The organism is Dyadobacter sp. AC419, assembly GCF_979253085.1.
This window is the reverse complement of sequence record NZ_CEEDCD010000017.1, coordinates 264,735-285,458: the sequence shown is the minus strand read 5'-3', so window position 1 is coordinate 285,458 and position 20,724 is coordinate 264,735. Positions and strand designations below refer to the sequence as shown.

23 protein-coding genes and 2 pseudogenes are annotated in these 20,724 nt (G+C 45.3%); 18 read left to right on the top strand and 7 right to left on the bottom strand.

What is annotated here, in order from left to right; all coding sequences use genetic code 11:
* The first annotated feature begins 32 nt into the window (after positions 1-32).
* The 3 genes from AC0IYG_RS11675 to AC0IYG_RS11665 all read left to right on the top strand — a co-directional run bounded on the left by AC0IYG_RS11675 (position 33) and on the right by AC0IYG_RS11665 (position 1,441).
* Positions 33-812 (top strand): 3-hydroxyacyl-CoA dehydrogenase, encoded by a 780-nt coding sequence (locus AC0IYG_RS11675; RefSeq protein WP_471711244.1) that lies wholly within the window; start codon positions 33-35, stop codon positions 810-812.
* The gene (locus AC0IYG_RS11670) at positions 809-1,204 is read left to right on the top strand and encodes a hypothetical protein (RefSeq protein WP_471711243.1); all 396 of its coding nucleotides are present in this window, start codon (positions 809-811) and stop codon (positions 1,202-1,204) included. Before AC0IYG_RS11675 ends, AC0IYG_RS11670 begins: the two co-directional genes overlap by 4 nt.
* A gap of 84 nt (positions 1,205-1,288) precedes the next feature.
* Positions 1,289-1,441, top strand: a complete 153-nt coding sequence (locus AC0IYG_RS11665) for a hypothetical protein (RefSeq protein ID WP_471711242.1) — start codon at positions 1,289-1,291, stop codon at positions 1,439-1,441.
* A 14-nt stretch (positions 1,442-1,455) separates the two neighbouring features.
* Here AC0IYG_RS11665 and AC0IYG_RS11660 read toward each other — a convergent pair whose 3' ends face one another.
* Positions 1,456-2,205, bottom strand: coding sequence for a DeoR/GlpR family DNA-binding transcription regulator (locus tag AC0IYG_RS11660; protein WP_471711241.1), 750 nt, complete (start codon positions 2,203-2,205; stop codon positions 1,456-1,458).
* Positions 2,206-2,318: 113 nt separating this feature from the next.
* On the opposite strand from AC0IYG_RS11660, the gene AC0IYG_RS11655 reads away from it, so the two are divergent.
* Positions 2,319-2,855 (top strand): 5' nucleotidase, NT5C type, encoded by a 537-nt coding sequence (locus tag AC0IYG_RS11655; RefSeq protein WP_471711240.1) that lies wholly within the window; start codon positions 2,319-2,321, stop codon positions 2,853-2,855.
* A 270-nt stretch (positions 2,856-3,125) separates the two neighbouring features.
* On the opposite strand, the gene uvrB is transcribed toward AC0IYG_RS11655, so the two are convergent.
* A complete protein-coding gene (uvrB, locus tag AC0IYG_RS11650) occupies positions 3,126-5,144 on the bottom strand; it encodes an excinuclease ABC subunit UvrB (RefSeq protein WP_471711239.1) in 2,019 nt (672 codons plus the stop codon).
* Between the two features lie 75 nt (positions 5,145-5,219).
* A pseudogene (locus AC0IYG_RS11645) lies at positions 5,220-6,073 on the bottom strand (cupin-like domain-containing protein).
* Positions 6,074-6,287: 214 nt separating this feature from the next.
* Between AC0IYG_RS11645 and AC0IYG_RS11640 the strand changes: the two are divergent.
* The 10 genes from AC0IYG_RS11640 to AC0IYG_RS11595 all read left to right on the top strand — a co-directional run bounded on the left by AC0IYG_RS11640 (position 6,288) and on the right by AC0IYG_RS11595 (position 12,664).
* A complete protein-coding gene (locus tag AC0IYG_RS11640; protein WP_471711238.1) occupies positions 6,288-7,097 on the top strand; it encodes a DUF6597 domain-containing transcriptional factor in 810 nt (269 codons plus the stop codon).
* A gap of 107 nt (positions 7,098-7,204) precedes the next feature.
* The gene (locus AC0IYG_RS11635) at positions 7,205-7,552 is read left to right on the top strand and encodes a VOC family protein (protein WP_471711237.1); all 348 of its coding nucleotides are present in this window, start codon (positions 7,205-7,207) and stop codon (positions 7,550-7,552) included.
* A gap of 2 nt (positions 7,553-7,554) precedes the next feature.
* Positions 7,555-7,893 carry an avidin-fold protein gene (locus AC0IYG_RS11630; RefSeq protein ID WP_471711236.1) on the top strand — a complete coding sequence of 113 codons (339 nt, stop codon included), beginning with the start codon at positions 7,555-7,557 and terminating at the stop codon, positions 7,891-7,893.
* A 27-nt stretch (positions 7,894-7,920) separates the two neighbouring features.
* Entirely contained in the window at positions 7,921-8,094 is a 174-nt protein-coding gene (locus AC0IYG_RS11625; RefSeq protein ID WP_471711235.1) for a hypothetical protein, read from the top strand.
* Positions 8,095-8,108: 14 nt separating this feature from the next.
* Positions 8,109-8,459: a YceI family protein gene (locus tag AC0IYG_RS11620; protein WP_471711234.1), complete on the top strand. Its 351-nt coding sequence runs from the start codon at positions 8,109-8,111 to the stop codon at positions 8,457-8,459.
* 121 nt (positions 8,460-8,580) lie between these two features.
* Complete coding sequence (locus AC0IYG_RS11615) at positions 8,581-8,856, top strand: hypothetical protein (RefSeq protein ID WP_471711233.1); 276 nt, start codon at positions 8,581-8,583, stop codon at positions 8,854-8,856.
* Positions 8,857-8,882: 26 nt separating this feature from the next.
* Entirely contained in the window at positions 8,883-9,782 is a 900-nt protein-coding gene (locus tag AC0IYG_RS11610; protein ID WP_471711232.1) for a TonB-dependent receptor plug domain-containing protein, read from the top strand.
* Positions 9,665-10,456 (top strand): TonB-dependent receptor plug domain-containing protein, encoded by a 792-nt coding sequence (locus tag AC0IYG_RS11605; RefSeq protein WP_471711364.1) that lies wholly within the window; start codon positions 9,665-9,667, stop codon positions 10,454-10,456. Before AC0IYG_RS11610 ends, AC0IYG_RS11605 begins: the two co-directional genes overlap by 118 nt.
* Positions 10,457-10,670: 214 nt before the next feature.
* Positions 10,671-12,065: an HmuY family protein gene (locus tag AC0IYG_RS11600; RefSeq protein WP_471711231.1), complete on the top strand. Its 1,395-nt coding sequence runs from the start codon at positions 10,671-10,673 to the stop codon at positions 12,063-12,065.
* A gap of 35 nt (positions 12,066-12,100) precedes the next feature.
* On the top strand, positions 12,101-12,664 hold the full coding sequence (locus AC0IYG_RS11595) for an HmuY family protein (protein ID WP_471711230.1): 564 nt from the start codon (positions 12,101-12,103) through the stop codon (positions 12,662-12,664).
* Positions 12,665-12,708: 44 nt separating this feature from the next.
* On the opposite strand, the gene AC0IYG_RS11590 is transcribed toward AC0IYG_RS11595, so the two are convergent.
* From AC0IYG_RS11590 to AC0IYG_RS11580, 3 genes are read right to left on the bottom strand one after another with little or no spacing between them, the layout of a single operon-like run.
* The gene (locus AC0IYG_RS11590; protein WP_471711228.1) at positions 12,709-12,975 is read right to left on the bottom strand and encodes a YdeI/OmpD-associated family protein; all 267 of its coding nucleotides are present in this window, start codon (positions 12,973-12,975) and stop codon (positions 12,709-12,711) included.
* Positions 12,972-13,319, bottom strand: a complete 348-nt coding sequence (locus tag AC0IYG_RS11585) for a DUF1801 domain-containing protein (RefSeq protein WP_471711227.1) — start codon at positions 13,317-13,319, stop codon at positions 12,972-12,974. The genes AC0IYG_RS11590 and AC0IYG_RS11585 overlap by 4 nt, the downstream gene beginning before the upstream one ends.
* 28 nt (positions 13,320-13,347) lie before the next feature.
* Positions 13,348-13,944: a GNAT family N-acetyltransferase gene (locus tag AC0IYG_RS11580; RefSeq protein WP_471711226.1), complete on the bottom strand. Its 597-nt coding sequence runs from the start codon at positions 13,942-13,944 to the stop codon at positions 13,348-13,350.
* 305 nt (positions 13,945-14,249) lie between these two features.
* Here AC0IYG_RS11580 and AC0IYG_RS11575 point away from each other — a divergent pair, with 305 nt between their 5' ends.
* Complete coding sequence (locus AC0IYG_RS11575) at positions 14,250-14,531, top strand: hypothetical protein (RefSeq protein WP_471711225.1); 282 nt, start codon at positions 14,250-14,252, stop codon at positions 14,529-14,531.
* 169 nt (positions 14,532-14,700) lie between these two features.
* Here AC0IYG_RS11575 and AC0IYG_RS11570 read toward each other — a convergent pair whose 3' ends face one another.
* On the bottom strand, positions 14,701-14,835 hold the full coding sequence (locus AC0IYG_RS11570) for a hypothetical protein (RefSeq protein WP_471711224.1): 135 nt from the start codon (positions 14,833-14,835) through the stop codon (positions 14,701-14,703).
* Between the two features lie 23 nt (positions 14,836-14,858).
* Between AC0IYG_RS11570 and AC0IYG_RS11565 the strand changes: the two genes are divergently transcribed.
* The 3 genes and pseudogenes from AC0IYG_RS11565 (at position 14,859) to AC0IYG_RS11555 (ending at position 20,695) form a co-directional block, all read left to right on the top strand.
* Positions 14,859-16,007, top strand: coding sequence for an efflux RND transporter periplasmic adaptor subunit (locus AC0IYG_RS11565; protein WP_471711223.1), 1,149 nt, complete (start codon positions 14,859-14,861; stop codon positions 16,005-16,007).
* Positions 16,008-16,037: 30 nt separating this feature from the next.
* A pseudogene (locus tag AC0IYG_RS11560) lies at positions 16,038-19,193 on the top strand (efflux RND transporter permease subunit).
* 59 nt (positions 19,194-19,252) lie between these two features.
* Positions 19,253-20,695 carry an efflux transporter outer membrane subunit gene (locus AC0IYG_RS11555; protein ID WP_471711222.1) on the top strand — a complete coding sequence of 481 codons (1,443 nt, stop codon included), beginning with the start codon at positions 19,253-19,255 and terminating at the stop codon, positions 20,693-20,695.
* The last annotated feature ends 29 nt before the right edge of the window (positions 20,696-20,724 follow it).

Below are 20,724 nucleotides of genomic sequence, written 5' to 3'. Positions count from 1 at the left end.
TTTTAATAAGGTGATATTAAACAGCTAATCAAATGCAACTTAACAATGCCGCAGCCGTAATAACAGGTGGAGCTTCGGGGCTTGGCGAGGCGACGGCGCGTTTGTTTGTTGAATCGGGAGTTAATGTTGTTATTCTTGATCTCAATGTTGCTGCCGGAGAAAAGTTAGAGTCTGAATTCTTTGACAAAATAAAATTTATAAAAACCGACGTTTCCAGTGAAAGTGATGTGCAAAATGCTATCGATCTTGCGCTGGAAACGTTTGGCTTTATAAGCATTGTCATTAACTGCGCAGGCATTGCTCCTGCCCGGAAAATCGTTGGAAAAGCGGATGGCATTTACGGCCCGCATTCATTTGAGCTTTTCGAAAAAACCATCAAAACCAATCTTATTGGCACTTTTAATGTAATGCGGCTTGCTGCATTTGCAATGGAGAAGAATGCGCCGAATGAAGAAGGTGAGCGGGGCGTAATCATTAACACCGCCTCCGTTGCGGCTTATGACGGGCAAATGGGCCAGGTTGCGTATGCTGCCAGCAAAGGCGGAATCGTGAGCATGACATTGCCTGTGGCCCGCGATCTTGCTAAGTCGGGAATCAGGGTTATGGCAATTGCTCCGGGACTTTTTGAAACGCCCTTAATGTTGGGTTTGCCGGAGGAAGCGCGTATTTCCTTAGGCCAGCAAGTTCCGTTTCCAGCGCGCCTGGGCAGACCATCTGAATATGCACTTTTAGCAAAATCCATTGTCGAAAATCCAATGCTGAACGGAGAAGTAATCCGGTTGGACGGAGCAATTAGAATGGGGCCGCGATGAAAGAGAAATCAAGCATTAGAAATGGAAAATCCGTATTGCAATGGCTGTTACTAGCGCTGTTGCTCACGAATGTCGTTTCTTACAATTTCTCCGAACCGAAATCTGTCTATCAGGTTGAAGAAACTTTTGCAGGGCAAACTAGGATCAAACCAGCCGGCAAATTTGCGCAGGTCATCTGTTTTCATCGTCCTAAGTCTGAACTTCCGGTCACTTGCTTTGGTAAAAAAGCGCAATATCAACGCATTGCATTGCTCTGCCAAAAACATCATTCACAAACTGAATTGACCATTTCCATCTCCCCGGAAACATTGGTTTTGGCAAAGCTGGCCATCGGTTTTGCAATTCACAAGCAATCAAGCTCAGCAGAAGAACACTTCATTTCAGTTTCCTGACAATTCTGATTTTCAATCAGAAATATGACTTGCCCCTACTCAAAAGGTTCGGGCAGATTCTCATTTGTTAACTGGAAAAATGAAATGGAAAACTTTCTCACAGCCACCAAAAAATGGCTCAAAAGACTTGCTATGGCCTATATGCTTGGCTTTGCCAACGTGATTAATCAGGAAACCAAAATGATAGACGACACTTTCTTCAAGACCGAAGAAGTGCAAAAGGAAAAGAAAGATTAGTCGCAAATAGCGTCTTAAACCATTCGAATTCCCATGTCTGTATAAATGCTAAATTCCTCATTGTCTGCCGGCTGGTCTGTTATAATCACCGATAACTGATCAGTCGGGCAGACATAAAATGCTTCTGCGGTTGCGAGCTTTTCTACGGAAGCGAGCGCAATCACCTCCTTCGATGATTCGATCATCGCCCTTTTCACTTCACTTTCTTCATAATCCGGCCCCGTAACGCCCAAATGTGTGTGAATGCTGCATATGCCGAGCAAACAAATATCCGCCCTGAATTTTTTCAAAAACTGGATCGTGTCATTGCCTATTGTTACAAATGAATTTTTCAAAAGCCGCCCGCCCGCGAACAACACTTCTACGTGTTCGTGCTCTTCGAGAATAGATGCGATGGGAAAACTATTGGTAACAACGGTTAAATGAATGTCCTTGGGTAATGACTTCGCGATGAGCATAGCGGATGTTCCGCCGTCAAAAATAACGAGCTGGCCATCTTTCAGGAAATCCAAAGCCTTGTCGGCGATGATTTGCTTTTGCTCATTGTCACGTAAAACCCGGTCACGAAAATGATGCAGCCCCGGCGAATGCGGCACCGCTCCTCCCCTGACCGATTTTAACAAACCTTGCTCTGCCAATTCCTTGATATCCCGCCGGACGGTATCTTCCGAAACATTCAAAAGTGTGCTCAATCCCGCCAGATATACTTTTTGGTCGTTGTTCAGTTGATTGAGAATGAGTTGGAACCGTTCTTCTTTTAACATGAAGTTTCTGTTTCTTGCAAAAATAGAAATTTAACAGAAATAACATTGCAAAATATTGCAGATAAAAATTACATTTGTCGCAACAAAACGCAGATCAAGCTTAAATCAAGGTTATGAAAAAGTCTATTGCCATTGACATGGATAATGTGATCGTCGATATCGAAACGAATTGGATCGATTGGTACGATAAGGAGTTCGGAGTTAGAATTGCAAGGGAGGATTTATTGGGAATTCCCGAAGACGACGCATTTCCGGACCCGGCCGCAGCGAGAAGTTTGATTTACAAAACCGGGTTTTTCCGTGACGCACCGATGATCGAGGGAGCAGCTGAGGCCGTTCTTAAATTGCAGGAAAATTACGACATCTTCATTGTGTCGGCAGCCATGGAATTCCCAAATTCGCTGATTGAAAAACACGATTGGCTGCAAGAGCATTTTCCATTCATATCGTGGAAAAACATCGTTTTTTGCGGTGATAAAAGGGTCATCGACACAGATTACCTCATCGACGACCACTTAAAAAACCTCGATTTCTGCAAAGGAATGCCCATCCTCTTCACCGCCAGCCACAACGTAAACGTCACCAAGCACAAGCGGGTTGACAACTGGAAAGAAGTGTTGGAGTTGCTGGGATTGGAATCGGCCAAATGATAGCATTCAAAGTAATTATTTGTACTTTAGATAATACAAGAGCCGCAACATATAATTATGATAGCAATAAACATTTCGGTCGACCAGCTCATAGAAGTCATCCATGGAATGGATGAAGTTGTTTCGAAAAAAGCTATGTGTGAGTTGCTTGAACGCAAGACAAATTTTCTTGATGGGAAGATATCTTCTAAACCATGGTCAGAAATAAAGACTCATTATGAGTCTTTATAATACCGAAATGTTAGTGCACGTGTAGGCAGAGCTAGCAAACTACGCCGCCTCCTTAACCCGCTGTTTCAGCTGCATCAATTCATCGCGTAGGCGGGCTGCTTCGAGGAAGTCGAGGTCTTTGGCGGCAGTTTCCATCTTGCGCTGGGTTTCGGAAATGAGCTTTTGGAGATCATTTTTACCCATATATTGCACGATCGGGTCAGCAGCAATCCGCACCTCCGTTGGCTCCACATACACTTTCCGAACCTTCGAATCCGCAACCGAAGTCTGCTCCATAATGGCCTCTTTCGACTTAAGGATCGTCTTTGGTGTTATGCCATTCTCAAAGTTGTATTCCAACTGAATGCTTCTTCTTCTATTCGTCTCATCAATAGCAAGTTGCATGGAACCAGTCATTACATCCGCGTACATAATCACTTTTCCCCGGTCATTACGCGCTGCGCGGCCGATAGTCTGGATCATAGAGCGGGTGTCCCTCAAAAATCCTTCTTTGTCCGCATCCATAATGGCCACGAGGGAAACCTCAGGCAAATCCAACCCTTCGCGAAGTAGGTTAACCCCCACCAAAACATCAAAAACGCCTAATCTCAGCTCACGCAAAATCTCAACCCGATCCAATGTCTTCACTTCGGAGTGAATGTAACGGCACTTAATGCCCACGCGATCCAGATATTTGCTCAACTCTTCGGCCATCCTTTTTGTAAGCGTCGTAATGAGCACGCGATCGCCCATGGCAATGCGCTTTTGGATTTCTTCCAGCAAATCATCGATCTGATTCAAGCTTGGCCTCACTTCAATTTCAGGATCAAGCAAGCCGGTCGGGCGGATAATCTGTTCAACGACAACCCCTTCCGATTTACGCAATTCGTAATCCGCGGGCGTTGCGCTGACGAAAATCGTCTGCGGCGTCATATCTTCAAATTCCTGGAATGTTAACGGCCTGTTATCCAATGCAGAAGGTAAACGGAAACCATATTCTACAAGCTGCTCTTTTCTCGAACGGTCACCGCCCCACATCGCACGAATCTGCGGCATGGTCACGTGACTTTCATCCACAACCATCAGGAAATCATCCGGAAAATAGTCAAGCAAACAGAATGGACGCTGTCCTGGTAAGCGACGGTCAAAGTAACGCGAATAGTTTTCAATTCCGGAACAGTAACCCAGTTCACGCATCATTTCCATGTCAAATTCAGTGCGCTCTTTCACCCTCTCCGCTTCTGCCAGTCTGCCTTCCTTCGTAAAATATTGGATTTGCATCGACAAATCATCCTGGATCTCTTTAATGGATTGCGTCAGAACATCTCTTCCCGTCACAAAAAGATTGGCAGGAAAAATGGCGATTGCACGTTCAGAAGAGATTTTTTTCCCAGTCTCAGGTTCAATGCGCTGAATTTCTTCTATTTCATCACCGAAGAAAATGATCCGGTAAGCAAAATCTGCATATCCTGGAAAAACGTCCACTGTATCGCCTTTCACCCGGAATGTTCCGCGATTAAATTCGAGTTCGGTGCGGCTATAAAGAATTTCGACCAACCGGAAAAGGAATTGGTTACGGCTTACAATGTCGCCCAGTTTCGCACTGACAATGCTTTTTTTGTATTCATTGGGATTACCCGCGCCATAAATGCATGAAACAGAAGCCACAACGATCACGTCGCGCCGTCCGCTCATTAACGAGGAAACTGTATGCAACCGCAATTTTTCAATCTCCTGATTGATTTGCAGATCTTTTTCAATGTAAGTATTGGTGCTGGAAATGAATGCTTCCGGCTGATAATAGTCGTAGTAACTGATAAAATATTCTACGGCATTTTGCGGGAAGAATTGCTTAAACTCCCCGTAAAGCTGGGCAGCAAGCGTCTTATTGTGGCTTAAAACGAGTGTTGGTTTGTTCACTTGCTTCACCACATTGGCAATCGTGAACGTTTTACCGGAGCCGGTTACACCTAAAAGCGTCTGAGCAGGTTCGCCAGCTCTGATTCCTTGTACAAGTTGTTCAATGGCCAAAGGCTGGTCGCCGGTTGGCTGGTATTCAGAGGTTATATCAAAGTCCATAACGTGTTGTGAGCATTCCAGAGATAACGCATTTCAAAGATATATTAGTTTCTTTGAAATGCGTCCCGGATACTTCTACGTGTGTTTTGTCAAGACTTCCTGCGCGTTTTCAACTGCTTTTTTCTCTTTCCAATGCTGCCATCCCAAGCCCAGCAGCTTCGTCATGCTTTTGTCCACAAATGTGTGGCGCACGAGGTTCATGCCGCCACGAACTGCTGTGAAAATGGAGTTATTAGCACGCAATGCAAGGCTGAAACCGCCGTCAACATAACGGATATAATGCCACCAAAGTGACGGAATAAAGATCGTTTCACCGTGAAGCAATGTGGTTTCGTGTCCTACCGCGCCCTTCAATGCAGGGAATCGCTCGTAATCCGGATTAATCGGATCCACTTTGCTCATCACCGTGAACGGGTGGTGATAAAGTCTTCTGCTTTCTTCGGGTGAAACAAAATAACCTGCTTGCGCGTCTGAAACTGCGTTAGGAACACATTTGAGCAGTCCATATCATAATGCAGGCTCGTTATGGAACCCTGGCCACCGAAAAACACAAACTTGTAAGATTTCAAGAATCCGTCCATGATCGTCGGGAAACGAATGTCGTTAACCAGCTCCGGCGCTTTTTTGAAAATATCAAAAAGGAAGATCCGCAGATCGGTCGGACCGGCTTCAATGAGTTTCAGATAATCGCCGAACTTCATTGTTTTCGCAATCTGAAAATATTTGTCCGCATCGTGCATGTGATTGTCAACAAGCGGCACATCGATATTTCCATGATTTTCGCGTAGCCACTCAAACGTCCATTTCTGAACGGCCGGCCAATCTTTTGCCAGGTCTGTGAACACGACCGGCTTACTTGGCTTTAAATAATTTTCAATGAACTCTTCACGGGTAAGGCCGCTTCGTTTCTCTATGGGCACTAATTTCATGTCAGAAACTGAGTAAATGGTAATCAACTATTGAAAAGCTGTCAATCAAATTAAATTTCTAACATCCTTTGACAGCGAATAATTCTAAAATTTTATGAATCTTAGTTGTATCAAATGTATTAAAGAGATTTCAAAAATATAAATTTCTGAGACACTTGAGAAACATCGTAGCTAATATATAGAATTAGTAGAATGTTCATTTTAAGCGGTTAATATGAAATATTTTACCATACCACCATCTCCCGCTCTCGCAAAATACGTCAGATTTTTCTGGGTGCTCGAGCATGAGGTTGGAACCGGTAAACCCTACATTCACCGCACTATGGCGGATGGTTGCGCGGAGCTTATATTTCATTACAAAGGCCGTTTTGATGAATTTGTGCGTGGAGAAAATACCGAAGCATCGTTCCATTCAGGCATTCATGGCCAGTCGCAGCATTTCAGGAGATTTATCATTCAAGAGGACTTCGGAATTTTCGGAGTTTACCTGTATCCGTTCGCAATTCCGGTCTTGTTTGGCATGCCGTCAACGGAACTTACCAATCAGATGCCTGACCTGCACACTTTTTTGGGCAAGGACGAAAATGGTCTGGAAGAACAGATGATGCTTGCAAAGGACCATATAGAGCGCGTTGCGATTATTTCCGGCTTTCTCGAATCGCGTTTATTGAAAACCAAAGCCTCCGAACCAGCAGTTTTCTCTGTAATCAATCAAATTATACAACATAAAGGATTGACCAATGTGCGGGAGCTTGCCGAACAAAGCTTCCTTTCGACAAGGCAATTCGAACGAAAATTCAAGGCATTTTCGGGGTTCAGTCCAAAACTTTACCTTCGCATTATCAGGTTCCATGCTGCATTGGACGCTTATGGAAGCAAGGATAAATCATTAACCGAAATCGCGTACGAATGCGGTTATTACGATCAATCGCATTTTATTCATGATTTCAAGACATTTTCAGGGCAGCATCCGCGCTTTTATTTTTCCGGGAAATCAGAAGGGAATGAATATCGGGATTTATAATGTCGTGTTTTTCCAATTTCAGGCTTCGCCAACCATTTAGATTTGTTAAAACTTTAAACAAAAAATGATGAGCACTGTAAAAATCCCGGACGGTCGACCAGGCCCTAATGCCTTATCTGATGCTCGACGGAGCTTCAAAATTCAAAGATTTTACCACTAATGTGCTCGGCGGCGTGATCAGCCAGACGCATTACCAGGAAGACGACCCGTCTGCGATCAAGCATTGTGAGGTGCGCATTAATGATAGCACGATTATGTTTTGTGACAGCCAAAGTGAATGGCCGGCCAAGCCTGCAAGTATGTTTTTGTATGTCGAAAATGCTGATGACACTTACAAAAAGGCTCTGGAAGCTGGCGCAATTAAGATTATGGAGCCCGCTGACCAGGATTATGGGCGCAGTTGCGGGGTGGAAGATCCTTGTGGAAATATCTGGTGGATCACTTCTGTTCTTTAAAAATGATCAATTACGACAACAAAATTTTCGTCCCGCTTTCCAATTCTGAGAATGGCGAAGTGGATCTCTCGATGCAGTTTGTTTACAAGCAAACCGGCAACATTGTCACGTCAACTTATTCCGGCGGCAGGATCAAAACGGGCCATTTGATCGCGTTAGTGGATGAAAATGGCAATCTGGACCTGCGTTATCATCAGGTGAATGACAAGGGCGAGATCACGACAGGCATTTGCAAATCAACGCCTGAGCAACTTCCTAACGGAAAACTGCGTATGCATGAACAATGGCGATGGACTTCCGGTGATCAATCGGAGGGCGAATCGCTGCTTGAAGAACTTTAATAGCCATTAATTTTTATCCAAAACCTCATGAAAAGCCGTTTGAAACTGTTTCTTTTTATAATCGGCTTCCTCGGATACAGCCCCATTTTCGCCCAGACTTCCAAAGTAATTTCAGGCACGACTGATTTCAGTGTAAAATATGTGCTTGGCACTTGCGATGGAACATTTGATGCGCCGAAAAGGCAGCGCCGTTTTCATTGAGAAATCACCTGAAAATGCGTCTTTCGACATTAACATTGCCGCCAGCACTTTTAAAAACCGGAAACAACTCACGGGACAAAGACATGAAAAGCGACAAGTATTTTTATGTTGAAAAGTATCCCAACATCAATTTCAAGTCTTCCAAGGTTGAGAAAAAAGACGGAAAATATCAGGCAACAGGCAAACTAACAATCCGGGACGTAAGCAAAACTGTGACCCTGCCATTTGACGCCAAAAAGAATACAGACGGCACTTATACAATTTCTAGCAACTTCAAAATCAACCGGTTAGATTACAATATTGGCACAAAGGATTGGAAATTAAAAGATGTCGTCAAGGTAAGTTTAAAGGCCATTATTAAGTAAACCAAAAAGAATAACACAGATTTGCCCAGCCCTGAAAGGCTGGGCTTTTGTTTGTTTATAAGTTTTGTTTGTATTTAGTCTAAATAATAATTTTATTTGCATCGATTCTAAATAACCTTCCATGAAACAGTTTTTTACTCCCTTTTTCCTTGTGTTATTGGCGCTCGGCCCAGTGGCGGGGCAGTCGGATCGTGGGCACGTAAAGGCTGATTCGTTAGCAAAGGATTCCATTTCATTAGACGAATTTGTGGTTACCGGCCAGTTTGAAGTCCAGTCGCTCAAAAATTCTGTTTACCAGGTTCGCACCATTGACAGCGAACGTATAACGGCAAGGGGCGCAACGAACATTCAATCGATTCTCAACACGAGCTCGGCATCCGCTTTTCCAATGACCTGACGCTGGGCACCAGTGACATTCAGCTAATGGGCATGTCGGGCCAGAATGTTAAGATCTTGCTTGACGGAATTCCCATGGTCGACCGCGGAAGCACGCGTGAAAGCCTGGGACAAATTGACATTAACACCATTGAGCGGATTGAGATTGTGGAAGGGCCAATGTCCGTCATTTACGGAACGGACGCATTGGCAGGCGTCATTAACCTCATTACTAAGAAGAGTTTTCACGGCGACAACCTGACCGTCAGTGCGCGAATTCAGGAAGAAACCGCTGGGAATGAATACAATGCACTCACAAAAAAAGGAACGCACAACGAAAACCTTGGCCTGAGTTGGCAGAAAAACGGTTTGCAACTTTCGGGCAATGTTACCCGCAACAATTTTGGCGGCTGGCAAGGCAACTCGACCGGCCGGGCAAAAGACTGGATGCCGAAAGATCAAATGTTATACAGCGCCGGATTAAGGTTTCAGCGCGACAAATGGAATGTTTGGTATCGCTTCAATGGCACAGACGAAACCATTCAGTCGCTAGGGAACCGGAATGCGATCACGCAAATCGCCGCCGACAAGGATTATAACACTTACAGATGGTTTCACCAGCTGCAATCGGAGTTGAAACTGAATGATAAGCTGAGTTTGAGCGGCGTGGTTTCTTACACTGATTATTCAAGAAAAACATTGAGCACAAATGTGGATGCCAATGGTCGGGAACGCTTTCCCTCGAACCCGGATTGCAGGATAAATCTGTTTTCACAACCACTTTTTTCAGAGGAACCTCGCTTTACAAACACAATAAGCACTTTTCTCTCCTGGCTGGAATTGACTTTTCGGACAACCAAAGTTCAGGGGCAAGAATCCTGGGAAGTCCGGAAATTACTGAGTATGCGCTCTTTTTGGCTCCCGAAGTTAAGGTTGGTAAGGTTTTGAAGATCAGCCCGGGCCTTCGTTTCTTGAAAAATTCCGTTTACGATGCGCCGCCCGCCATTCCATCAGTAAATGCGAAGCTGGCACTTTCCAAAACGCTTGATCTGAGGCTGGGATATGCACGCGGTTTTCGCTCGCCGTCATTGCGTGAGCTGTATTTTGATTTCCACGACGCATCGCATTCTATCAATGGCAACACCAATCTGAAAGCCGAATATTCCAACAGCTTCAATGCATTCGTAGTCTGGCAGGCAGTTAGCCAAAACCATCTACGGGTTAACTCTACATTGGGCGGTTTTTACAACGTTTTCCATGACCTCATCGACACCGGAATAGACCCAAATGACCGGACTCAAACGACTTATCTGAACATTTTCCTTTTCAAAACAACAGGCTTTACACTCGATAACAAGGTTTTTTATAAAAATCTGCAAGCCAGCATTGGCGGCTCTTACATTGGTCGCTATAACCAATTTTCAGATGCGCCCGAACAATTTGGCAAGTTGCCCACATTTGTCTGGTCGTCGGAAATCAACACCAATTTGCTTTACAGATTTAGTAAGATCGGCGCGAGTGTCAATGTGTTTTACAAATATTCAGGCAAGAGACCAATTTATGAAACAACCGATCAAATCAATGTAAATCTGGCTGAAACAGAAGGCTTTCACATGGCCTGACGCCACATTCAGGAAGCAGCTTGGGAAATATATCAGCCTTTTAGGCGGCGTCAAAAACCTCTTCAACGTCACTTCCATTACTAATTCATCAACAGACACGGGCGGCGCGCATAGCACAGGCGGCGCAGTTCCAATGTCCTATGGAAGGTCTTACTTCTTCGGACTAAATGTGCAATGGTCAAAAAATTAAACATTACCCTAATCACTTTTTTAAATGAAGAAAATTGCCAAATCCCTGTTACTGATTGCATTTCTAGCCAGCTTCAATGCCTGCAACGACGACGAACCACCACTTCCAGACAACACCGCCGGCTTTGAAAGTGCCGCGCAAGGTTTCGAAGGCGAAGAAGCCGAGATCAAAATTGTGCTTTCAAGAGCCGTTGACGCCGCCACACCGATTACTGTTTCCGTAAACCCCACTCTATTAACTTACGGAACAGAATTTACGACCACGCCAGCCGCCGCAAACAACATTATCGCATTAACAGTGCCTGCGGGACAATCTGCTGTTTCCGTGAAAGTGGCCAAGAAAGCGGGCATTTTGTTGAACGGCGACGAAAGTGTCGATTTTAAAATCACGTCCGTAGGCGCACCTGCGATTGCTGGTGAAAACTCGGATCTAAAATTGAGCTTCAAGGCAATCGTTTCGGAAGGAACCAGCATTCAACTGAATGGCATTGCCGGAACTGAGCTCGGAAGCAGCGCTGCCAATTCGGTGTATCTGGACCTAAGCAGCAATGTGCAGACACCGGTTTTGCGGGACAGCTGGGATCTTGGCTTTTATAATGATGCCGATTTCAGAGTTGTTATCAATGGAACAAATGGCGCTTCGGTGCTGATGATCGATAAAACGGACATTAATGCAGTTTCGGCCAAGGATTTAGTAACGGATTCGCTTGCGGTTGGTCAGGGAACGGGAAAACTGAGCCTTGTTGATGACGCAAAAGGTGATTTGAACAAAACTGCGATTAAAGCAATTTCAGCGACGGACGCGGATAATAAAGTTTACATTCTGAACCGGAAAGGCGGAAGCGGCGCAGTTTTGCCAGCTGATCAATTGTATAAAATCCGGGTCCTGAGAAAAGGCACGGGTTATGCCCTGCAATACGCAAAGCTCAATGAAACGACTTCAAAGACCATTGATATAACCAAAGATGCTGCCTACAACTTCGAATTTGTATCATTGGAAAAAGGTGCGACTGTGGAAACTGAGCCATTAAAAGCGCGCTGGGACCTTGTATGGGGCTATAATATGTATTTTACCAATTTCGGTGCAGGTCTGATTCCTTATGGTTTCTCGGATTTGGTTTTTATCAACAAACAGGCAAAAGTGGAAGCTGCGGAAGTGCTGACGAGCGCAGTAACGTACGATGCTTTTGCTGAAAGCAACATTGCAGCAGCCACTTTCAGCGCGGATGCTGATGCCATCGGATCCAAATGGAGAGTGACTTCGGGCGGGCCGGTTGGCGTTAAAACGGATCGTTTTTATCTGATCAAAGATGCTTCCGGAAACGTATACAAGCTCCGATTTGTAAGCTTCCACGCAGAAGATGGTGGCGTGCGCGGCAAGCCAAAGCTGGAATACAAGCTGGTTAAAAAAGGAGCCTGACCGCCGATTCTTTTCAAAAAATCAAATTTTAGCAGATGATCTTACTTACAAAAGTTATCTTGGCGCTGGCAATTTTGTTACCAAAAAACAATCAGCAAGACAACGATATCATGAGCGCAGAAATCATAGTAATAAAAGACCTGAACGCAAATACACAGCCATATGCCTATTTCAGTCTGGCAAAAGGAAAAGATGTGTCTGCTGACGAAGCAAAAACGGCAAATTGGGACATTGCTTTCAGTAAAACGACCATTGCGATCAACAGCGGCAGCAGCGGACCCGGCCAGGCCGGTGCATTGGTGGTGGAGCAACCGTTTGAATCGATAGCGGAAGCGCCGAAAGAGGGTTACAAAGCGGATCAGGAAGGCGCATTTGCGATTCCGGGCGGCAGCGGCAATTCCTGGTATAAATATGACATGACCGTTCACGCGATCAGGCCCATTGCCGGCAGGACACTTTTGGTAAAAACGGCTGACGGCCGTTTCGCGAAAGTTCAGATTATCAGTTATTACAAAGGTGCTCCGGAGGAAGTGCCGACGGAAGAGTCGAGTTATCTCACATTCCGTTACGCATTTGCAGACGAGAACGGGAAGTTTTAATTGAGCAACAAACATGGCAAGTCAGCAAGACTTGCCATGTTTGTTTATTTAGCAGCATATTTCCAATGGCGGGTTTTGCCTTCTTCCAGCCATTCAATTGCAGTTGCCATGCGCTTTTCCCGCGTCACTTCTGTTTTCGCTTCGACGATCCATTGCACATAATCCTTTCGCTGCGAGTAAGTAAATCCATTGAAAATCGCAGATGCTTTTGGAGTCATGGCTTCTGTAAAATAACCGGGCACTTCCAGTTCTTTGTTAACGGCCGGTCGCGGCTCGCGCTGGATTTTCTCACCATTGTCGATCAGCTTCATCGATTGCATAATAAAATCGCCCAAACCGACTCGTCCGGCAGATCTTCGAGTTTTGTAATCCTGCCTAAATGTCCCATCGACGCCTTTTCACCCAATGCAAGCAAATTTAGGGGATCAGATAGGCGCGATCCGTGCCAAAATCCGAGCGAACAATGTTGCTTAAAAGCAGCCATATTACAAAGAATGGTCCCTTTATATTCAAAATGTGGAAAGCTCCATTTCATCGTCTCCGTGGCCTCAGGGCAATAAGCATGCACCAAATCCCTCAAATAGGAAAGGACAGGAATAGCAAAGTCGGCTGATTTCAGAATGTAGGTGTCAATTCTTGGATCTGTCTTTTTCATAGGATGGATTTACTTCTTTTGAGGTTATTTATCTGGCAAGAATCGCGGGCATAAAAGCAACGAGTAAAAACAGAATCACGAGAGCCAGAATAATGTAAAGCACTTTTGTGAATGAGAGACGATTTTGAGGCGCATACACGAACTTGAACTTGACCTCATCAATGTCCTCGATCCGTTCCACATTCACCATTCCGGCTTTTTCAAGCACGCGGATGGAAGCAGCATTGCTCACATTTACATAAGCGATGACGCGTCCGGCATTCATTTTCCGTTTTGCAAAATCAATCAGGCCGCTCGCAATTTCCGTGGCAATTCCCTTTCCCCAATGCTCCTCCATAATCCGGTAACCTATCTCAACCTCATTGCCTTCATTATCCAGTTTTGCAGCACCAATCAACTCGCCCGACTCACGCCCTTCAATTAAATATCTTCCTAAAAACGTGTCATTGCCATATTCTGCCAGGAAACTGCGCAGCATTTTATCCGACTCCTGACGGTCTAATGCATGTCCGGTCACAAACTTCATCACATTGGCATTATTGCTCATCCTGAAATACTTATCCCCATCCTTTTCAGTCATTTTGGTGAGAATAAAGTGCTCCGTGCTTATCGTTTTAATGCTCATAAATGTGCGCTTTTCCGGTCCGGCAAGTTGGATTTAAATATACTTTTTTTCCTAAATAAGTTTGTATAATTTGGCTGCATACGTGTTGAAAAGTTGCAGCATTCAAGGCGTTATTTCGGGCTAAACTGCTATAAGATTTTGTATGTTAACAGTCATTAACAAGCCTTTCAATTGGCAGAATACATTTGAATTATTATATTTGGCCACAGTCATCTGTTTATCATAATTCCTTTCCAATATTTCCAATCATTCTTGAATTCATTATGAAAGTATGGATTTTTTAATGTACTGATTAAATCAGCATCATGACAAAAAGAACTTTTGTATTGTTTTTATGCCTTGTTCAGTCACTGGCCTTCCCGCTTTTCGCAAAGCAGCAGGCAACGCTGTGCAAGATCGATATTGGAACAGCAGCGTTCTCCCCTTTCTTCATTGAAGAAGGAAAAAGTGCGGCTGATGTCATTATTCTCGATGATACGATCGATCCTGAACTGGACGGTTATCAAAGAAGATGTTTGCAAATGGCGGGAGAATTTGTCGAAAATGCTTCGGCATCGCCATTCGACTTACAGGTTCACATTGTTTGAATCTGTCGTATTTTCGGACTTCAAGTTTGTTTACAATCCGAAGCTGGTCCTGCACAATGCACTGACCGTTATTTTTGCCAGCGAAAGCCCTATCCTCCCCGGATATTACAGCTTTCTGCACAGGCTTTGCCCGTTCTAAATTTCCGTAAGCTTCCATTTTTCGCCACGTTTAGGTTTCTAGCGGACTGGTTTTGCTGTGCTTTCTAATCCAGATTGCAGCACATCCAGCCGCAAGAATTCCTTGCACTTTTTGCTGTCCCGCAATGGTTGGCGAAACGGCTATTCCTATTCCCCCAAATTTCATTTTTACTTAATAATCAACTTATTATGAAGACTCTTAAATGGTCATTTCTTGTCATGCCTTATCTTTTTGCTTACGGATGCACGACGCAAAGCAAGGATACAGACAAGACGCAGACCAGCATCCCAACGATCCCCGTTACTGAATTGATCCCGCAAAAAACAGAAGTGCATCGTGAATATGTAGGCGATGTGCATGCCATCAGAAATGTGGAAATATACGCACGTGTAAAAGGTTATCTCGAAGAAGTTTATGTGGATGAGGGAAAGGAAGTGAAGAAAGGGCAAACGCTTTTCCGGATCAATAATGAAGAATATCAGGCGCAGCTTGCCTCTGCAAAAGCAAATTTGCAAAGCGCTATCGCAGAAGCAAAAGGAGCAGAACTGGAATTAAAAAGGGTGAAGCTTTTGGTTGAAAAAAATGTGATTTCAAAAACTGAAGTTGAAGTTGCCGAGGCAAAACTGGCGGCTGTAAATGCGCGCATTGAAGAAGCACGTTCTGAAAAATCAAAAGCGGCGATCCACCTTGCTCAAACCGAAATCAAAGCGCCATTCGATGGCATGGTTGACCGCATTCCGCACAAAATGGGAAGCCTTATTGATGAGGGAACATTGCTAACAACGCTTTCGGACACGCGAAGTGTGTTTGCTTATTTCAATGTTTCAGAAAACGAATATCTGGAATATGTGAAAGCCCGCGGAAAAGCAGACAAAGGCACCATTGTCGAGCTTGAACTTGCGGATGGATCTTATTTCAAACACAAAGGAACTGTGGAAACGATGGAAGGTGCTTTTGACGAAGGAACCGGATCCATTGCATTCAGGGCACGTTTTTCCAATCCGGAAAAGTTACTGAAACACGGCTCAACCGGAACGATAAGGCTTACGAATACGGTCAATAATGCGATTCTGGTGCCGCAAAAAGCAGCATTTGAAATTCAGGATAAGAACTTCGTTTATGTGCTGGGTAAGGACAATAAGATCAAGACGCGCAGTTTCGTACCGCAGTCCAGGCTATCAGGCTATTATGTGGTAAAGTCGGGATTAAAACCGGGAGAAACCATTGTGTATGAAGGACTGCAAGGGTTGAAGGACGGCGCCACCATTACGCCAAAAAATATCCCGCTCGACAGCCTGAAAGTGCCGGCAACCAAAATCGAGCTCACCGCACGATAGGAATCTTGTTTCTTACCTGAATTAAAAATCATGTTTCAAAAATTTATAGAGCGGCCAGTGCTTTCACTGGTCATCTCAATCTTCATAACCTTACTCGGGATTCTGGCCGTTATCGACCTGCCCGTTTCACAGTTTCCCGACATTGTTCCGCCATCGGTTGTCGTAACCGCAACTTACACGGGAGCCAATTCCGAGGTGGGCGTCGACGCCGTAGCCGTGCCGCTTGAAAAAGCGATCAATGGTGTGCCCGGAATGACTTATATGACAAGTGTGTCTGGTAATGATGGTGTTACAACCATCACGATCTCATTTAATGTCGGTGTAGACCCTGATCTTGCCGCAGTAAACGTGCAGAACCGTGTTCAGACTGTCATTGATGAACTTCCGGAAGAAGTGATCAAAGCCGGTGTCACCACAGAAAAAGAAGTGAACAGCATGCTCATGTATCTGGACATTATGAGTTCGGATACGTCTGTTGCTGAGGACTTTGTTTACAATTTCGCAGACATTAACCTGCTCAAAGAGCTGAAAAGGATTGATGGTGTGGGACGTGCCGTGATCATGGGAAGCCGTGATTATTCCATGCGCGTATGGCTGAAACCCGACCGCATGAACAGTTACAATGTGTCAGCGGATGAAGTTGTGGCGGCGATTCGTCAGCAAAACGTGGTGGCGGCTCCTGGAAAAGACCGGAGTAAGCTCCGGACGCGAAGTGCAGGTCCTGCAATATGTGTTGAAATACACAGGAAAGTTGTTCGAACCGGCTCAATATGAGAACATTGTGCTGCGCTCCAATCCGGACGGCTCAATGCTTAAATTGAAAGATGTGGCTGATGTAGAATTTGGAACGCTGGAATATGATATGGCTTCCAAATCCAATGGAAAACCGTCCGCATCGATCATGCTGAAACAGCGCCCCGGCTCCAATGCGCAGGAGGTGATTGCGAATGTCAAGAAAAAAGTGGCTGAACTGAAAGCAACAACATTTCCACCCGGAATGGATTATTCCGTTTCCTATGACGTTTCGCGCTTCCTGGATGCATCCATTCACGAGGTTGTCCGCACTTTGATAGAAGCATTTATCCTGGTAATCATCATTGTTTACCTGTTTTTGCAAGATTTCCGTTCCACACTCATTCCGGCGCTTGCCGTGCCTGTGGCTTTGGTCGGGACATTCGCGTTTATGCAGCTTTTCGGCTTTTCGATTAATCTTTTGACATTGTTTGCATTGGTTCTTGCGATTGGGATTGTCGTCGATAATGCCATTGTCGTCGTCGAGGCCGTTCATGCAAAAATGGCTGAGAAGCATCTGGATGCCCGTGAAGCAACCATTGAATCCATGAAAGAAATGAGCGGCGCGATCATTGCGATCACTTTGGTCATGTCCGCAGTGTTTGTTCCTGTTGCATTTATGTCCGGCCCTGTCGGGATTTTTTACAGACAGTTTTCCATCACCCTCGCGATTTCGATTGTCATTTCAGGGATTAATGCATTGACATTAACTCCGGCACTCTGTGCATTAATGTTAAAAAACACGCATGGACAGCCCTCAAAAAATACGCTGCTGGATAGATTTTTCAGAGGCTTTAACAAAGGTTATGACGGCATTTCAAACAAATACAGAGGGTTATTGTCCAAAATCATCAGCAGACGCGTTGTCACAATAGGACTTTTGCTCATATTCTGCGTTGCCACTTACGGAATTAACACAGTTCTGCCAACAGGCTTTATTCCAACAGAAGATCAGGGTGTAATTAATGTCAATGTTACAACGCCTGTGGCTTCTACGGTTGAACGGACGGAGGCAGTTTTGGATGAGATTCAAAAAGTTGCGAAAAGCTCTGGAGTCGGTCGAATCCGTTTCTTCCCTATCTGGTTACAGCCTGCTTACAGAGTCCGCCGGGTCCTCTTATGGGATGGCAATGATCAACTTGAAACCCTGGGATCAGCGGACTGTTTCCGTTCACGACATTATTGCCGAAATGGAAGCCAAAACCAAGCACATTACGGACGCGGATATCCAGTTTTTCCCGCCGCCTGACTGTGCCCGGATTTGGTAATTCCAGCGGTTTTGAACTTCGTGTGCAGGACCGCTCAGGAAGTGACGACCTTCAAAAAACCGCAGAGATCACCAATAAATTCGTAAAGGATCTTGCCGATTCTCCTGAGATCGCGAATGCATTCAGCAGTTTTGACGCCAGTTTTCCGCAATACATGATCCACGTCGATCCGGACATTGCTGCCAAAAAAGGCGTTTCGGTGGACGTTGCCATGAGCACATTGCAGACGCTGATCGGAAGTTTGTACGCATCCAATTTTATCAGATTTGGTCAAATGTATAAAGTCATGGTGCAAGCCGATCCAAGTTTCAGGAAAAGCCCCGAGGATATTTTAAAACTTTATGTTAAAAACAACCGTGGCGAAATGGTGCCGTTCTCAACATTCATTCGCTTGGAGCGCGTTTATGGGCCAGAGCTTTTGACGCGATACAACATGTACACCTCAGCCATGATCAATGGTGACGCAGCGCCAGGATTCAGCAGCGGCGACGCCATTAAGGCCGTCGAACGCGTTGCGGCAACGAGCCTTCCGCGCGGATTTACTTACGAATGGTCGGGTATGACGCGTGAAGAAATCCTTTCGGGAGACCAGGCAATTTACATTTTCGGAGTCTGTCTGATATTTGTTTATCTGCTTTTAGCTGCGCAATATGAAAGTTTCCTGCTTCCGCTGCCTGTGTTACTTTCCTTGCCAACCGGAATCTTCGGTGCATTCCTTGCTTTGAAGCTTCTGGGATTGGAAAATAACATTTATGCACAGGTTTCACTGGTAATGCTCATTGGGTTATTGGGTAAAAATGCAATCCTGATCGTAGAATACGCGATTATCCGGCAAAAGGAAGGGCGCTCCGTTGTCGAGGCTGCCATGGAAGGCGCGGTGGAAAGGCTTCGTCCGATCCTGATGACGTCACTCGCATTTGTAGCGGGACTTATTCCGCTTGTTATGGCCTCGGGTGCCGGCGCAATCGGAAACCGTTCAATCGGGACGGCGGCGGCTGGCGGCATGCTGATAGGGACACTTTTCGGGGTGATCATCATTCCCGGATTGTATGTCCTGTTTGCCAGCATGGTTAGGCCCAAGAAAACCAAGCCGGTTGTCCAACACGAAGAAGTCATTCTCGAATGATCAAAAAGCTTATTCAGCAGCCGGCTCGAACCGGCTGCTTCCATACTGACATTATCAAAATGAAAACGATAAAAAAACATTGTAACCTCCTCTTGATGGGGATCTTGCTCAGCTTAGCGGGCTGCAAACTTACGCAGCCCGTTGAGCAGGCATCCCGCATCCGCACGCCTGCAACTTTCTCCGGACAAACCGACTCAACGGGCATTGCAGCGATTCAATGGAGATCATTCTTCAAAGATCCGAACCTGACCGCGCTCATTGACACAGCACTCCTGAACAATCCTGATCTGAAAATTGCAGCGCAGCGCATTGAAATGGTTCGCTCCAATATCATGATCGCGCAGGGCGCTCTGCTCCCATCCGTGTCTGCCGAGGTTTCAGGTGGCGGCCGCAAGTTTGGTGATTACACCATGGACGGCGTGGGAAATTATGATACGAATTTTTCAGAGAACATTGATGCGGACCGCAGATTGCCAGCACCGTTTTTGCCAGACTATTTTACAGGATTAAGGAGTTCGTGGGAAATTGACATTTGGGGCAAGCTCAAAACGCAGAAAAAGGCTGCTTATAACCGTTTCCTGGCCAGTGAAAAAGCAAGGCAAGCCATCACAACGGGCCTCATCGCGGAAATTGCAAGCTCCTATTACGAGTTGCTTGCGCTTGACACGGAAATGGCCATTATCAGGAAAAACATTGCATTGCAGCAGTCAGCAGTTGAAACGATCAAAATTCAGAAGGAAGGCGGAAGGGCAAATGAGCTTGGCGTGCAGCAATTTAGCGCGCAGCTGCTTAATACGAAAAGTTTGGAAGTGAAAATCCAGCAGGACATTGTTGAAGTTGAAAACCGGATCAATCTTTTGCTGGGGCGCTTTCCGCAACAAATTGTTCGTGGAAACATCTTGGAACAAGACATTCCCGAAACTGCTGCGACAGGCATTCCAGCGAACATGCTTCGAAGACGTCCGGACATTCAGCAAGCACAGTTTGAGTTGCTGGCGAGTTATTCGGAGCAGCAAGCCGCACAGCTTGCATTTCTGCCATCATTGAACATTACTGCATTTCTAGGTTTCAATTCATTTAAAAGCAATTTGCTGTTCAATCCGGGTTCGATCGCATATAGCGCAATGGGCGGGCTAGCTGCACCGCTTATTAACAGAAAGGGATTGAAAGCAGGACAAAGACGGGCGCAGGCGGCGAGTTTGGAAGCATTGTATTCCTATAATAAAGCCGTTTTGACGGGCTTTCAGGAAGTGAGCACAAGTCTCAAAAAGCTCGAAAACAACAAGCGCATGAATGATTTGAAAAAGGAAGAAGTGAATGTGTTGCAGCAAGCCGTTACGACTTCAAAAGATCTTTTCGTAACAGGTTATGCTTCTTATCTTGAAGTTATCACTGCGCAAAGGACTGTTCTGGAAGCTGAACTTTCACTTACAGAAGTTCAAAAAGATCAGCATCTGGCGCTTATCGCATTGTATCGGGCGCTGGGTGGCGGCTGGGAATGAGTTTCAAAAACGGGTTAGCCTAAAAGCAA

What these genes read in the sequence shown, in the direction of transcription:
- AC0IYG_RS11675 (WP_471711244.1), top strand. Translation starts at nt 33, where the DNA reads ATGCAACTTAACAATGCCGCAGCCGTAATAACAGGTGGAGCTTCGGGG.
- AC0IYG_RS11670 (WP_471711243.1), top strand. Translation starts at nt 809, where the DNA reads ATGAAAGAGAAATCAAGCATTAGAAATGGAAAATCCGTATTGCAATGG.
- AC0IYG_RS11665 (WP_471711242.1), top strand. Translation starts at nt 1,289, where the DNA reads ATGGAAAACTTTCTCACAGCCACCAAAAAATGGCTCAAAAGACTTGCT.
- AC0IYG_RS11660 (WP_471711241.1), bottom strand. Translation starts at nt 2,205, where the DNA reads ATGTTAAAAGAAGAACGGTTCCAACTCATTCTCAATCAACTGAACAAC.
- AC0IYG_RS11655 (WP_471711240.1), top strand. Translation starts at nt 2,319, where the DNA reads ATGAAAAAGTCTATTGCCATTGACATGGATAATGTGATCGTCGATATC.
- uvrB (WP_471711239.1), bottom strand. Translation starts at nt 5,144, where the DNA reads ATGGACTTTGATATAACCTCTGAATACCAGCCAACCGGCGACCAGCCT.
- AC0IYG_RS11640 (WP_471711238.1), top strand. Translation starts at nt 6,288, where the DNA reads ATGAAATATTTTACCATACCACCATCTCCCGCTCTCGCAAAATACGTC.
- AC0IYG_RS11635 (WP_471711237.1), top strand. Translation starts at nt 7,205, where the DNA reads ATGCCTTATCTGATGCTCGACGGAGCTTCAAAATTCAAAGATTTTACC.
- AC0IYG_RS11630 (WP_471711236.1), top strand. Translation starts at nt 7,555, where the DNA reads ATGATCAATTACGACAACAAAATTTTCGTCCCGCTTTCCAATTCTGAG.
- AC0IYG_RS11625 (WP_471711235.1), top strand. Translation starts at nt 7,921, where the DNA reads ATGAAAAGCCGTTTGAAACTGTTTCTTTTTATAATCGGCTTCCTCGGA.
- AC0IYG_RS11620 (WP_471711234.1), top strand. Translation starts at nt 8,109, where the DNA reads ATGCGTCTTTCGACATTAACATTGCCGCCAGCACTTTTAAAAACCGGA.
- AC0IYG_RS11615 (WP_471711233.1), top strand. Translation starts at nt 8,581, where the DNA reads ATGAAACAGTTTTTTACTCCCTTTTTCCTTGTGTTATTGGCGCTCGGC.
- AC0IYG_RS11610 (WP_471711232.1), top strand. Translation starts at nt 8,883, where the DNA reads ATGGGCATGTCGGGCCAGAATGTTAAGATCTTGCTTGACGGAATTCCC.
- AC0IYG_RS11600 (WP_471711231.1), top strand. Translation starts at nt 10,671, where the DNA reads ATGAAGAAAATTGCCAAATCCCTGTTACTGATTGCATTTCTAGCCAGC.
- AC0IYG_RS11595 (WP_471711230.1), top strand. Translation starts at nt 12,101, where the DNA reads ATGATCTTACTTACAAAAGTTATCTTGGCGCTGGCAATTTTGTTACCA.
- AC0IYG_RS11590 (WP_471711228.1), bottom strand. Translation starts at nt 12,975, where the DNA reads ATGAAGCTGATCGACAATGGTGAGAAAATCCAGCGCGAGCCGCGACCG.
- AC0IYG_RS11585 (WP_471711227.1), bottom strand. Translation starts at nt 13,319, where the DNA reads ATGAAAAAGACAGATCCAAGAATTGACACCTACATTCTGAAATCAGCC.
- AC0IYG_RS11580 (WP_471711226.1), bottom strand. Translation starts at nt 13,944, where the DNA reads ATGAGCATTAAAACGATAAGCACGGAGCACTTTATTCTCACCAAAATG.
- AC0IYG_RS11575 (WP_471711225.1), top strand. Translation starts at nt 14,250, where the DNA reads ATGACAAAAAGAACTTTTGTATTGTTTTTATGCCTTGTTCAGTCACTG.
- AC0IYG_RS11570 (WP_471711224.1), bottom strand. Translation starts at nt 14,835, where the DNA reads ATGAAATTTGGGGGAATAGGAATAGCCGTTTCGCCAACCATTGCGGGA.
- AC0IYG_RS11565 (WP_471711223.1), top strand. Translation starts at nt 14,859, where the DNA reads ATGAAGACTCTTAAATGGTCATTTCTTGTCATGCCTTATCTTTTTGCT.
- AC0IYG_RS11555 (WP_471711222.1), top strand. Translation starts at nt 19,253, where the DNA reads ATGAAAACGATAAAAAAACATTGTAACCTCCTCTTGATGGGGATCTTG.